A 13851-nucleotide genomic window follows, 5' to 3' on the forward strand; every position below is an offset into this window, starting at 1 on the left:
AGGCGGCGCGGGAAAGATGCGGCGCACATTGGCGGGGCAATGGATAACCTGACACAAGAATTCGTATAGGAGAATTTTCCACAGATGTGAATTTCAATCAGATGGCACAGCCATTCTGATCCGGCATCAATTGATGCCGGATGGAGATGGTCGGGGCGAATGCTTTGAGCGAGGAAAACTGTTCAATAACAATTGTTATTATGTTGACGAAAGGGTGTGCGCCCCCGGTCCGATCCTGATGTCGGCGCGGTCGGGCGAACTGGCGCCATACGCGGTCCCGACCCGGCCCAAAGCGCTTTCAGCCGGCTACAGACGCGATGCAATCGGAGCTGATCTCGCCCTAGTGCGCCGTTCGGCACATATATTTCGCGCCATTCGCGCCTTCACCCGGCGTTCCGGTGAAATAGGGCCAAGTACCATAGCGGCACATGGGCTTGGAGGCGATCACCTGTTCTGGCCGGGCTCCGTCATGCAGTGTCAGCATCAGCCCGGCGCCCGGCTTGACGCCCCGCTCCACCCAATTCTCCAGAACATCGAGCAAGTCGATCCGGCCCGGAATGCCATAGGCCGGGGCGCCCGGCGTGCCCGGATCAATCCCCCCCGACGTATGCGGCAGGCCGGTGGCGACATAGGCGGCAAAGAAGGCATCGGTGGCCTTTTGCCCCATCAGGTGTGCCACCGCATCGCGATATTGCAGCGAATTGAATGGCCCCTGTCCGGAATCGGCCAGATCCTCGCGCAGGATCAGCTTGCCGCCTCGGGCATGAAAGGCGTGCAGATCCGGGTTCGTGGCATCCATGATGCGCGAGACTTCCAGCACCCGCTTCTGGAAATTGCGTGGATCATAGATCAGCGTGTTGAAGGCTGAATCGCGGGCGATGAAATGGCGCACATAGACGCTGCCTAACTGATACAGGCGGCTGACCGAGGGATCGTCGGGATTGGCGGCGGTGGGTCTTGTTGTGCCTGCTTCCCACTTGGACCATGCGCCCGGCAGATCCTCGCTGCCGGGCAGATAACCGGCGTAATGCGTCACCCCATTGGCCAGAGGAAAGGGGAAATCATAGCCACGATGCGCCGCCCGGATGACGGCAAGCTGAGCCTCGGAAAAGCAGGTTGGGCCTTCGTCTGCGCCCGAGGGACAGCGAGGGCTTTCCAAGGCTTTTGCCACGGGCATGAGGCAGGCGGTCGGCGCGCTGATCACTTTGTCGGCCAGCCCGTCGGCGGCATCGCAGGTGTCGCGTACGACCTGTGCCAGCAGCTGCGTTTTCGTGCCCAGCCAGCCATCGGGCACAGCCTGTAACTGTCCGCCGATATGGTTGCTGAAAGTCTGCAATCCGGTCCAGTTCATCACCGGGTCGATGGCGATGATCCCATCATAATCCTTCGGATAGCGCTGGGCCATGGTCATGGCCTCGCGTCCGCCCTCCGAACCGCCCAGATAATAGCTGCGCGCCGGTTTGCGGCCATAGAACATGAGCCCCAGCGCCACGGCGGCATCATGGGTCTTTTTATAGGCGGCATAGCCGAAATTGCGCAGCGCCTCGTCATTCCCGGCAAAGGCATATTGGCGCGCCGAGGCGGCCCGAGGATCATCGCCGGCCGAACCGGCCGAGGCCCCGCTGCCGCGTTGATCGGCGCCCGGCCCGGTGATCGTGATCTGATGGCCGGAATCGGTGCCCGCCGTCATATAGCCGCGCTTCAGCGGCAATTCGGCATGGATCGGGGCATTGCGGCTGGGCTGAACCCCGGTCTGCAGGAAACCGTTATAGCCGCTGCCGCCAAATTGCAGCTTCTTGCCGTTCCATGGAATGGGCAGATTGACCTGCGAATGGATCAGCGGCGCCTGAGGATCGCGGGGCAGGATGTCGAACCGCACTTCGCAATAGTCCGGGGTCTGAAATGTCGCGCTGCCGTCCAGCCCTTGCAATTTGATTTCGCCCGCCTTGTGGAATTGGGCGGCCACCACTTTTGCCCCTGCGGAAGGTTCGCCCAGCAGCGCGGCAGGAATGGAGATCGACGCCAGATCCGCGCAGCGCAGAGCCGGATCTTTGGAGGTGGGTGCAGCAGCAGGGGCGGCCGCGGCGGAGCCTGTCATGCAACAAGATAGGCCAAAGGAAACGACACTCAGCGAGATCGCGCAAAACTTGATGTTCCGGCCGTCAGGCATTGCGGCGTCTCCCACATTTTTCTGTTCATTTGCCGGTACGAAAGTCGGCTGGAAGGCAGGAGTAGTCGCTTGCGCCGCCGCAAACCAATCCATAAATGGCATAGCTTCATGCTCAACGGGTAAAGCGGCTAGCCGGGGCAGATGCTTTGACGCGAAACGGAGCAGCAAGGTCACCGTGTCGACCCGGCTTTGGCACTGAGCAGCCACATTTCGACGTGGGTGAACAATATTCCCTTCGTAATCAGAAGGCTAAAAGGGCTGGAGCATAAGGCGCATTCCAGCCCTCCTGAGCGCATATTCAGATCAGAACTTGCCTTCAAACCTCAGACCGGCATAGCGCCTTGCGTCACGGCCATACCAGCCGCTGAACACGGCTTTGTTGCCCCAGCGTCCGCCAAGATCGCTGATCGACGAGTAATAGAGCTTGTCGGTCACGTTGTTGACGAAAGCGGTCAGGCTCCAGCGATCGTTCTTGCCCGCAACCCCGGCCGACAGGTTGAGAATGGCATATTGCGGCTGGAACGATCCCGGGTTCTTGTTCGGATCGAAGGTCAGCCCGGTCTGGTAAGTCAGCACACCGCCCAGATTGAGGTCGATGTTGTTGGTAAGCGAGGTCCGCTTGTCGACGCCGAAGGTCATCTTCCACAAGGGCGCGCTGGGCAGGCGGGCGCCCGAAAGATTTTGCGAACTGACCCCATTGGTGGTGGTGCAGCCTGTTGCCGCCGTCTGCCCGGAATAGCAGGTCGCGCCCACGAAGCTGTCATAATGCGCATCGGTATAGGCGCCCGAATAATTGAGCGTCAGCCCATGCCCGGCGCGATAGGTGGCATCCAGTTCGATGCCGCGGCTGCTGGCCTTGCCCGCATTGGTCAGCTGGAAGGTCGGCGCGGCGGCGGCCGGATCGACGCTTTGTACCTGGAAGTTTTTGTAGGTGGTGTAGAACCCGGCCAGATTGAGCGTCAGGCGACGGTCCAGCAGATCGCCCTTGAAGCCCAGTTCGAAACCATCGACCTGTTCCTTGCCCACCGGGGCGATCGTGTTGGTCGCGGTAAAGGTCGCATCCAGATTATAGACCTTGGGCTTATAACCGCGCGAATATTTGGCATAGACATTGGCCCGGTCGGCCACATCCTGTTTCAGCGTGACATCGCCCACCAGCGTGTTGAAACTGTCCGAACCGCTGCGGCTGAACGGCACCGAATTGGACGCCGGCGTCGTGTTGTATTGCAGATCGTAGCGATAGCCGATCTTGTCATGGTTGAAACGCAGGCCGGTGATCAGCGTGGTGGTCGGACGCAATTTCCAGTCGGCACGAGCATAGGCGGCATAGGAATTGTTTTCCGCCACGCGATAGGCGCCAAACGGGATCGGCGTGCCAAAGGCGGGGCGGTCGAACTGAAAGGCAGTCTTGGAATAATCGTAATAGAGGCCCGCCAGAATCCGCACCGGCCCCAGATCATCCGAAGCAAGGCGCAATTCCTGATTGAAACCATCAAGGGTCAGTTGCGAACGCTGGATATTGTCCCAGCTGTAGGCTCCGCCCGACCCGATCGAAGCCCAGTCCACCTGCTGAAGATAGACGTCATATTTCAGATCGCGGTTTTCATGGGAATAGGCGCTCAGCGAGGTCAGCGTGAACTTGCCCATGCGATATTCTGCCATCAGGCTGTAAAGCTGGTCCTTCGAATGCTGGCCCGGCGTATGAATCGTGCGATAGTCGGTGTTGCCGCCGACCGGACTGATGCCAGGCAGGGCAGCGGCCTGACTGTAGGTGCCGCGAAACAGCGCGTTGGGCGCAACATTCACATAGGTCTGGAACGCGCCCACATCGGTTGTGTCGATGTAATTACCCGCCAGTGTCAGCTTCAGATCAGGCGTCACTTCCCACTGCAATTTGCCGCGGAAGCCGAAGGTGCCGGTATGATCCTTGACACCCGTGGTCAGGTTCTTCGTCACGAATTGCGTGTGCGATCCGAAAGCCGACACGGTAAAGCCCAGATTGGGCGCCAACGGACCCGACACAAATGCCTGACCGCGATATTCACCATCCGAGGTGACGGTTGCGCCGACATTGCCCTGCAAAGTGGCGGTGGGCTTGCGCGTGACGATGTTGATCGCGCCGATCGAGGCCGCGCGCCCGCCAAGAGTCGATTGCGGCCCGCGCAACACTTCGACGCTGGCAATATCGGTCAACTGGCGCGCGGCCAGCGATTCAGGGGCCAGCGTCACGCCGTCGAGCATCACAGCCACGCCGCTGGGCGAACCGACGGTGATGACATTCGTGCTGATCCCGCGCAGCGTGTAGAACGGGCGCAGCGTGGTCGAGGCGGGCGAAGCGACCAATGCCGGGACAGCCTTGCCCAGATCGTCGATGGTTGTCACACCCGCGCGCGTCAGCGCGACCGGAGCCACAACCGCCACGGCGGCGGGCGTATCGCGGACGCTTTCTGTGCGCTTTTGCGCGGTCACCACTATTTCGCCCGCTTCGGGCGCGGGCTGTGCCGCTTCGGCAAAAGCAGGCGTTGCCACAGCCAGAACCAGCACGCTGGCCGCACAGTTCAACAGATTGGAATTGCGCATTCTATCCTCCCTAATCCCGTTCTCGGCCAACCCCGGATGTACGGGCGGCACCATATCCCGATCGCCTTCGCCATGACGGGATAAGACGGCTGATGCACAGCCAAGCCCTTACGTATCCCTGCATAGGCGAGACTTTATGGTGGCCTCTTTGCGCAACTTGATCGCCATCGCAACCATAAACGAAAGAATACGAAAATTTTATCCGCAATTTGCGAAAATGTTGTGGATCTGCATCACATAAAGGAATGTTGCAGATGAAATCTTAAAATACTAAATAATAACAATCGCTAAGGTGTTTGTTTGATCCGGTCTCGGCCTTGTGAATCCTCAGCGAGCGTCAGGTTGGGCGACCTTCCCAGTTTGCCGGCATGGCGGTCTTATCCGGTTCGAAAGATTCACCGGGGGGGAAGCGAAGGTGTTCATGACGATCAAGTTGAAGGCATCGGCGATCTGCCAGGAGCAAAACATTTACGGCAACGGCCGGATTTTCGGATGACGGCGGGGATGACGATGTTGGTCGGCTTTCGCGGGACAACAAGCCGTTGTTAATTGGCCTTAAGGTTGAGAGTAGCATGGGATGTGGCGGCACGCATGCAGAGGGTCTGACTGCATTTTGCACGTGGATATTTTCCGGAAACACTTCTTGCTTCAAGGGCCCAGTTCAATCGACTTTTCTGGAATCTGAAGCTGTGGCCCGCTATGTTTTTCCGGCTCTGCCCGAAATGATGCTTCAGACAAGCAACCACTCGGCCCATTGAGTGAGGCTTTGAGATCCTTCTCACCCACTATCAGCGCTTCGAGCGCGATAAGCTGATATGGATCCGATCCGCGAACTCCCATACGGGCCCGCAGCATGGCGCTGCACTCAGAGGCCGGACAGATGGCAGCACCCGACTACGTACCAGACCCAATTTTACGCTTGCTTCTTCAGGGGCGTCCACAGATGGTTGCGGCGTAAGCCGAGGCCAACGTCAGAGGTCGTCGGAGACGTAGGCGGTCGAAGGAGGGTATGGCACAACGGTCGGCAAGACCGGATTGGCAAACCAGGGAATGGCAGAGCGCTTCGAGCGCGATAAGCTGATATGGATCCGATCCGCGAACTCCCATACGGGCCCGCAGCATGGCGCTGCACTCAGAGGCCGGACAGATGGCAGCACCCGACTACGTACCAGACCCAATTTTACGCTTGCTTCTTCAGGGGCGTCCACAGATGCCATTGTTTCAATCAAATGTTCAGCGACCTGTCTTCTTCGGCTTTGACCGGAGGGCGCCATAAAGGCTGCAAATTGACCTGCAACCAAAAGATGATGACCTGAATAGGCCATGCTCCAGTCTAGGAAAATTCGCTGTTCTATATCTTTTTCCATGATGAAATCGATATGAGTACGGCGTGTCCCGATATATATTTTTATGAAAACTGTAAATATATTCTCTTTATCATTAAAGTAATTGTGATAAATTTATCTCGGTAAGCATTAACACGCCGGTTGTATTGATCTTGATATTTAAATGGCACAAAACTTTAACAATCTTATCAACCTGGCATACGCTTTCGGGAAGCCATAGCATACTTGTGCTCACATAGAGAAGAGAGCGCAGCATGGAGCTTTTGTAGCTCCAAATTGTTGGTGTGGTAGGCATTATGTCGAGCCCCAAAATTTGGGGACAACAGATCGACATGGATTTCATAAGGAGCGAGGCGATGTGCGGGAAACGCTTGCCCCATTGCTGAACAAGTTGAATCAGCTGGAACCGCTTGCGCAAGAAGACCGGGATGCTTTTCTTGCTCTTCCGTTTCGGCTGAAAGAGGTGGAGGCCGGTCAGGTCATCCTCGATGAAGGGAGCGATACGCCCTCCTGCATCGAGCTGCTCGCGGGCTTTACCTATCGCCACCGCACATTGCGCAATGGCGCGCGCCAGATTATTTCAGTGCATATTCCGGACGATTTCCCCGATCTGCAAAGCGGGCTGCTGGGCACGGCGATCCATACGCTGCAGATGCTGACGCCGGGCAGGCTGGCGCTGTTTCGCGCCGAAGACCTCCAGCGGCTCGTGTTCGAAAGACCGGCGATACGCAACGCGCTCTGGCGCGAAACGCTGATCGACATATCCATCTGCGGCGAATGGGTCATCAATGTCGGCCGCCGGGATGCGCGCGGCCGCATTGCCCATCTTCTTTGCGAATTTGCCATGCGGCTGCGCTCGGCCGGATTGCTTGAGGGCGATTCCTATGAATTGCCCATGACACAGGATCAGATCGCCGATGCGATCGGTCTGACCGCTGTTCACGTCAACCGCACCCTTCAGGAAATGCGGCGATCGGGATTGATCTATACCGAACGGGGCATCGTCAAGGTCACGAATTGGATGGGCCTTGCCGCGCTGGGCGATTTTAACCCGCAATATCTTCCCATCGAGCCTGACCGGGGCTGAACGCGCCGGTCAGGCTCGATGGGAATTTAGCGCTTGCGGCGGTGGAACTTCGCCCGTTCGACAGGCTTTCATGAACACAGGCGCATGGATCCCCAAGGCGCTGATCGGGTGTCCCATGATCGCGACTGGAAATACGGGCGTTGAACCACTGGTGGAGGCTGGACCTTCACCGCTCGCCATTCTTGAGCACAACATCTATCGCGGCCCCAGTCTCCACGCCGACCGGCCGATGATCCGCATCAAGCTCGATCTGGGCGCCTTGCAGGAATGGCCCACCGATCGTCTGCCCGGCTTTGCCGATCGCGTTCTGGGGCTGCTTCCTGGGCTGGCGCGGCATGGTTGCTGTTATGGACGTCCGCTGGGGTTTGTCGAAAGGCTGCGCGCCGGAACATGGCTCGGCCATGTGATCGAACATGTCGCGCTCGAACTTCAGGTGATGGTCGGATACCGCACCGGCCGGGGCAAGACGCGGTCGGTTGCAGGGTATCCGGGCCATTACAATGTCCTTTATGCCTATGAGGATGAGGGATGCGGGGTGGCGGCCGGTTCCTATGCGATCCAGATGGTGAGCGCTCTGCTGCCTGATGCCCTTCGTCAAGTGACCGGGCTTGACCGGCTGGGCGTGCCGGTCGAGGAAGCGGCGCTGGATGTCGAACAGATCAGGGCGAAATTGCGCAGGCATTGCCGAAAGGCGCCCCTTGGCCCCACCACCCGCGCGCTGGTCGATGCGGCAAGGCGGCGGCGCATCCCGGTTCAGCGTCTCGACAATCAAAGTCTGATCCAGTTTGGCTATGGCCGCCGCCAGAAGCGGATCCGGGCCAGCATCACCGGCGAGACATCACTGCTGGGGGCCGAGATCGCGGGCAACAAGCAACTGACGCGCGAATTGCTGGCGCTGGCCGGGCTGCCGGTGCCGCGCGGGGGCGTGGCGGCCAATCTGGCCGAGGCGCGCCTGCTGGCGCAGCGGCTGGGCTGGCCGGTAGTGGTCAAGCCGCAGGACGGCAATCACGGACGCGGCGTGACAACCTCGGTCGCGGGCGTCGAAATGCTGGAAGAGGCTTTCGCGCTGGCGGAAAAAGGCCGCCGCCGGGTGATCGTCGAACAGCATCTGCCCGGATCGGATCACCGCATTCTGGTGGTCGCGGGAAAGATCGTGGCCGTGGCGCAGCGGCAACCGCCCTTTGTCACGGGCGACGGACGCCATTCGATCCGCGATCTGGTGGCGATGGTGAATGCCGATCCGGCGCGCGGCCAGGCCCATGAAAACATGCTGACCCGCATTACCTGTGATGACACGGTGGCGATGGTGCTGGCGCGGGCCGGGATGCATCTCGACAGCGTGCCCTCGGCGGGTCAAAGCGTTTTGCTGCGCGATACGGCTAATCTGTCCTCGGGCGGCACGGCGACCGATCGGACAGGCGAGATCCATCCCTTCAACGCCTCGATTGCGCTTCAGGCCGCCGCCATGACGGGGCTGGATGTTTGCGGCATAGACTTTCTGTGCCCCGACATTGCCCGACCGATCCATGAAACCGGGGGCGGCATTGTCGAGGTCAATGCCGCGCCGGGCTTGCGCATGCATCTGGCGCCCACACAGGGCGAAAGCCGCGATGTGGCGGGGCCGATCATCGATGCGCTCTTTCCCGGCGGCGCCATGGCGCGCATCCCCATTGTGGCCATCACCGGCACGAACGGTAAATCGACCACCGTGCGCATGGTGGGCCGGATCCTGCGCCGGGCGGGACATAATGTAGGCATGACCACCACCAGCGGCCTGTATCATAACGAGCATCTGATGAAGCCCTATGACGCCACCGGGCCGAAAAGCGCGCGCGCGGTTCTGGCCAATCCGCTGGTGGATGTGGCGGTGCTGGAAACGGCGCGGGGCGGCATTCTGCGTGAAGGGCTGGGGTTTGACCGCTGCGATGTGGGCGCGGTGCTGAATGTGGCCGAGGATCATCTGGGGCTGAAAGGCATCGACACGCTCGAACAGATGGCCGATCTCAAGGCCGTGGTGCCGCGCGCGGTCCATCGCCATGGCTATGTGGTGCTCAATGCCGATGATCCGATGTGCCGCCGCATGGCCGCCCGCGCCGGGGGGCAGGTCGTCTGGTTCTCGATGTGCGAGGGGGGCATTATGCCGGGACCGGTAAAGGACCATGTGGCCGATGGCGGCATGGCGGCGCTGCGCGATGGCGAGGATCTGGTGCTTTGCCGCGACGGGCAGCGCACCGTCCTGATCCGCGCGGCCGACATACCCGCGACCCATGGCGGAACGGTGCATTTCAACATCGCCAATGCGCTGGCCGCCGCCGCCATATGCAGCGCGCGCGGGGTGCCGCCCGCGCTGATCCGCGATGGTCTGGCCTCTTTTGCCAGTTCGTTTGAGGACAATCCGGGCAGGCTCAATATCCATGACGCCCATGGCATCCGCTTTCTGGTCGATTACGCGCATAATCCGGCGGGCCTGCGCGCGCTGGGCGATGTGATTGCCCATATGCGGGGCGATCATGCGCGGGTTCTGGGCATGGTGAGCATACCGGGCGACCGGCGCGACAGCGATATTGCCGAGATGGGGCGGCTGGCCGCCGGTCTGTTCGACGAGGTGGTCTTTCGCGAGACATCCGACGGGCGCGGCCGGGCGCGGGGCGAGATCAACGCCATCATGACGGCGGGCGCGCTGGAGGCGGGCATGGACCCTTGCCGGGTGCGGCGGGTGCTGGATGAAGACATTGCCGCACAAAGGCTGATCGCGATGGCGCGGCCGGGCGATCTGGTGGTTCTGCTGCCCACCTCGATCAAGGCAGTGTGGGAACAGGTGCTGGCCTATCGCCCGGATATGGCCGCCGCGATGGCGCCGTCATGAACTGGGCGGTGATTGTTCATGGCGGGGCGCGAACCATTGCCCCCGCGATGCAGGCGCGCAACCGGACCGGATGCGCCGCGGCCGCAGGCTTGGGCGCGGCGTGTCTGGCGTCGGGCGCATCGGCGGTCGAGGCGGTGGCGGCCGCGATTGCCGCGCTGGAGGACAATCCGGTTTTCAATGCAGGCTATGGCTCGGTGTTGACCAGCGCAGGCACAGTGGAAATGGATGCCGCGCTGATGGATGGGCAGACGCTGGACGTGGGGGCGGTGGCCTGCGTAAGACGGTTGCGCCATCCCATTCGCGCGGCCGGAGCGCTGTTGCGCGCGGGCCCCGTGTTTCTGTGCGGACAGGGGGCGGAGGATTTCGCGGTCGAGGCCGGACTGGCCCTCTGCTCGCCCGAGGCGATGATCGCGCCGGAGCGGGCGGCGGGGCAAGGCCATGATACGGTGGGCGCGGTGGCCATGGATGCCTGCGGCCATATTGCGGCGGGCACATCGACCGGGGGCCTGTCGGGCAAGCGGCCCGGCAGGATCGGGGATTCGCCGCTGCCGGGATGCGGATTGCTGGCCGACGATACGCTGGGCGGGGTGGCGCTGTCGGGCGAGGGCGAGGCGATGATCCGGGTCACGCTGGCGGCGTATATCCTGCATGGATTGGCCGACAGGGGCGCGATGGAGGCGGCGCGCCTGCTGCCCGCGCGGATGGCGCGGGTGGGCGGCGAGGCGGGGGCGATTGTCATCGACCGTTTCGGGTCATTCGGCGTGGCGCATAACAGCCGCCATTTCGCCGTGGGGCTGCAGACCGCAGGCATGGCAGGCCCCATCGGCCTGATCGACGCCGGGGAATGGGAGGTGCAAGGCCATGGCCGATGAACCCGGCCCCCTGATCATCATCGGCGGGCATGAGGACAAGGAGGGCGACAAGCTTATCCTGCGCGAGGTGGCCGAGCGGGTCGGGGCGCGCCGACTGGTTCTGGCCACGGTGGCAAGCCGCGAGCCGGAGGGCTATTTCGAAACCTATTCCCGGGCCTTCGCCGATCTTGGCCTGCATGATCTGGTCGAACTCTATCTGCATGAACGCGCCGAGACGCTGGACGCCCATGTTGCGGACATCTTTGCCGGAGCGGGCGGCGTGTTTTTCACCGGCGGCGATCAGTTGCGCATATCCTCACAGATCGGCGACACGCCCGTCGAGCATCTGGTGCGCGACCTGCACCGGCGCGGCGGCGTGGTGGCGGGCACGTCGGCGGGCGCTTCGGTGATGAGCGAGACGATGCTGGTGCGCGGGACGAACCGGGAATCGCACAGGATCGGCGATCTGCATATGGCGCCGGGGCTGGGGCTGGTGCGCGATATCATCATCGACCAGCATTTTGCCGAGCGCGGACGGATCGGGCGTCTGCTGGGTGCGGTGGCGCAAAACCCGCGCGTGCTGGGGCTGGGCATTGACGAGGATACCGCGATGGTGCTGACCGGCAACCGGTTTCGGGTGATCGGATCGGGGGCGATCTATGCGATTGACGGGGCGGGCGTCACCCATTCCAATATTGCCGAGGCCAGCCCGGAAAAGACGCTGTCCATGCATGAGGTGCGCCTGCATGTGCTGAGCGGGGGGGACTGCTTCGATCTGGAAACGCGCCAGCCCGCCCTGCCGCCCTGTTAGGCGGCCCGTCAGGCGTCCGCATCAGACGTTTTGGCGCCACAGGTGATCGCGATAGCGTTCAAAACAGCGCGCGCCGCACAGCAGCCGCATCAGCGCGCCTTCGGCCATGGCGGTGGCGCGGCGCGGATCTTCCTCGACCAGGGGGCGCAGCGCCTCGCGGTTCCAGTCCTCGCTGTGCTTGACGTCCAGCACGGCATGGAGGTCGAAATAATGCCGCTCCTTGCCGCTCAGGCCCAGACGCCGCAGCCCCTGCGCCACCAGCGCCGAGCGCCCCGGCGCGGTCAGTTCGATCACCCCCAGCACGCCCACCGAATGCCACGCGAAATGGCGGTTGGTGGCCATGCCGGTCATCGCATTGGCCAGCGCCAGACTTTCCCAGACCGTGTTTTCGATGGAGGGATCGACGCGCAAGGTGCGCACCAGTTCATCCAGCATCGGCCCATGCATTCCCTTGGCATTGCCGCGCCCCATCTCGTCCCAGTAATTGCGCGCCAGTTCGAGTTTGGCGGCCACTGGCAGCTTGACCTGGGTAAAGGCGACCAGATCGTCGAAACCGGCTTCCCCGGCCGCTTCCTGTTCAAAGAACCATCGCATCTGCTCAAAGGTTGCGTGCTGGGCCAGCCATGGGAAAAGCGGGTCGCCTTGCCCCGGCCCGGTCAGGCAAAGATCCTCGAACCATGCGACAAAGCCATCGGCGGTGCGGGGCGCATGGGATGCCCGTTCGGCAACCGCGCCGCGCAATTCTTCGAGAAAGCTCGTTTCCATGAGCCGGAAATGGCGCTCCCGCTCGAAATGATCGTCCCAGTCGCCGATGGGGAACTGGGGGCTGAGCCGGCGGCGGTTCCAACGGGCAAGATCCTGCTGAAACGGCGCCGTATAGCATGGCTGGGCTTTGGGCGGGGGCAAGATGGTCATGGTTTTCATGATGATGAAACGGCGCCGTTATGGCGATGTTCCGCGCGCGGAGAGGGTCTTGCCCTCAACCCATGTTAGGACTTTTGGGCAGGGCCAGCACCGCGCCGATGGCGGCGATGCGTTCGACATGACGGTAAAGGGGGCGGTCCAATTCCTCGCCAAACACATCGGGGTCGATTTCGCGGTAATGCATGGTGCAGCCATGCTCTCGCGCCAGCCTTTCCAGCGTCGCACGCATCCGGTCCTCGCCCAAGACAATCGCGCTGCCGCTGTAGAGATACAATTGCCCGCCCGGCCGCAATCGGGGCAGCGCGCGACGGGCGATTTCCATGCTGATCTGGGCGCCGTGCCATTGGCCCCCGTCGCGATAGGCGCGTTTTTCGTCGTCGGCCATATAGGGCGGATTGGCGATGATGCGGTCCACCATGCCCGCGATCGGATCGAGATAGGCCCCAAGCGCCATGTCGCAGAACAGACCTGCCGCATGGGCATTGACCTGCGCCAGCATCAGCGCCTGCGGATTGATGTCGGTCATCGTGATCCGCAGTTCGGGGAAGGCCCGCGCCGTCGCGATGGCCCCTGCGCCCGCGCCGGTGCCGATATCGACCAGACTTTCGCCCGGCCGGGGCGGATGGCGCGTCATCTCGCCCAGCACGAAATCGACAAAGCGATAGCTGTCCGGACCAAAGAACACCGCATCGGCCAAGGATGTGGGATAGGCCGAATGCAGCAGCAGATCCTTGCCAAGGCTGGAAACGCGATAGCGCGACCGGAAGCGGCCATCGGGCAGGCTGTCGAGAGCCTGCGCGGTCTGGAGAAGGGCCAGAACAGGCGAAGGCAGCACCTCCGGCTCGAAAGGCAGGCTCCAGCCCAGCACATCGCGCAGGTTCAGCGCCTGTTGCTCGGACCTGTTGGCCAGCACGCGGCCGTGGGTCGCCGGGGTCGGGGTGATGAAGCGATAATGCTGCGCCTTGAGGCTGGCAAGCAGCTCCACGAGTGCTTCGTCCCGAACCCCGTCGGCGGCGGAAAATGCGCTGTCTGGTGAAAAGATCGACATAAAAGCCCAACGTTCGGCCGGGCAAATAGTGCCATCAGGAGGAGAGGGTTTCCCGGTCAAAAGACATGTCGATCACCAGACGGTCGGGCTGCCAGTTGCGATGGATGGCCGCATTGAGCACGTGCGTCGCCATGGTTTCAAGAGGGGGCCGAAACCTTTGGTCAGGGG

The 13851-nt window shown here is 61.9% G+C and carries 8 protein-coding genes; 4 read left to right on the forward strand and 4 right to left on the reverse strand.

The features are described from left to right. Positions 1-340 precede the first annotated feature (340 nt). Both GGR38_RS15255 and GGR38_RS15260 read right to left on the reverse strand, forming a co-directional pair. On the reverse strand, positions 341-2098 hold the full coding sequence (locus GGR38_RS15255) for a tannase/feruloyl esterase family alpha/beta hydrolase (RefSeq protein WP_183627059.1): 1758 nt from the start codon (positions 2096-2098) through the stop codon (positions 341-343). Between the two features lie 375 nt (positions 2099-2473). Further along, complete coding sequence (locus tag GGR38_RS15260) at positions 2474-4750, reverse strand: TonB-dependent receptor (RefSeq protein ID WP_183627060.1); 2277 nt, start codon at positions 4748-4750, stop codon at positions 2474-2476. Positions 4751-6454: 1704 nt separating this feature from the next. Here GGR38_RS15260 and GGR38_RS24555 point away from each other — a divergent pair. From GGR38_RS24555 to GGR38_RS15280, 4 genes are all read left to right on the forward strand, one after another. After that, positions 6455-7183: a helix-turn-helix domain-containing protein gene (locus GGR38_RS24555; protein ID WP_183627061.1), complete on the forward strand. Its 729-nt coding sequence runs from the start codon at positions 6455-6457 to the stop codon at positions 7181-7183. 115 nt (positions 7184-7298) lie between these two features. After that, the gene (gene cphA / locus GGR38_RS15270; RefSeq protein ID WP_183627062.1) at positions 7299-10049 is read left to right on the forward strand and encodes a cyanophycin synthetase; all 2751 of its coding nucleotides are present in this window, start codon (positions 7299-7301) and stop codon (positions 10047-10049) included. After that, a complete protein-coding gene (locus GGR38_RS15275) occupies positions 10046-10921 on the forward strand; it encodes an isoaspartyl peptidase/L-asparaginase (protein ID WP_183627063.1) in 876 nt (291 codons plus the stop codon). Before cphA ends, GGR38_RS15275 begins: the two co-directional genes overlap by 4 nt. Then, positions 10911-11711, forward strand: coding sequence for a cyanophycinase (locus GGR38_RS15280; protein WP_183627064.1), 801 nt, complete (start codon positions 10911-10913; stop codon positions 11709-11711). Before GGR38_RS15275 ends, GGR38_RS15280 begins: the two co-directional genes overlap by 11 nt. Positions 11712-11732: 21 nt before the next feature. Here GGR38_RS15280 and GGR38_RS15285 read toward each other — a convergent pair whose 3' ends face one another. Both GGR38_RS15285 and GGR38_RS15290 read right to left on the reverse strand, forming a co-directional pair. Beyond that, positions 11733-12635: an iron-containing redox enzyme family protein gene (locus GGR38_RS15285; protein WP_183627065.1), complete on the reverse strand. Its 903-nt coding sequence runs from the start codon at positions 12633-12635 to the stop codon at positions 11733-11735. A gap of 55 nt (positions 12636-12690) precedes the next feature. Continuing rightward, positions 12691-13620: a methyltransferase gene (locus GGR38_RS15290; protein WP_343059123.1), complete on the reverse strand. Its 930-nt coding sequence runs from the start codon at positions 13618-13620 to the stop codon at positions 12691-12693. Between the last annotated feature and the right edge of the window lie 231 nt (positions 13621-13851).

Origin of the sequence: Novosphingobium sediminicola (assembly GCF_014196525.1) — a bacterium.
In the GTDB taxonomy this organism is placed as follows: domain Bacteria; phylum Pseudomonadota; class Alphaproteobacteria; order Sphingomonadales; family Sphingomonadaceae; genus Novosphingobium; species Novosphingobium sediminicola.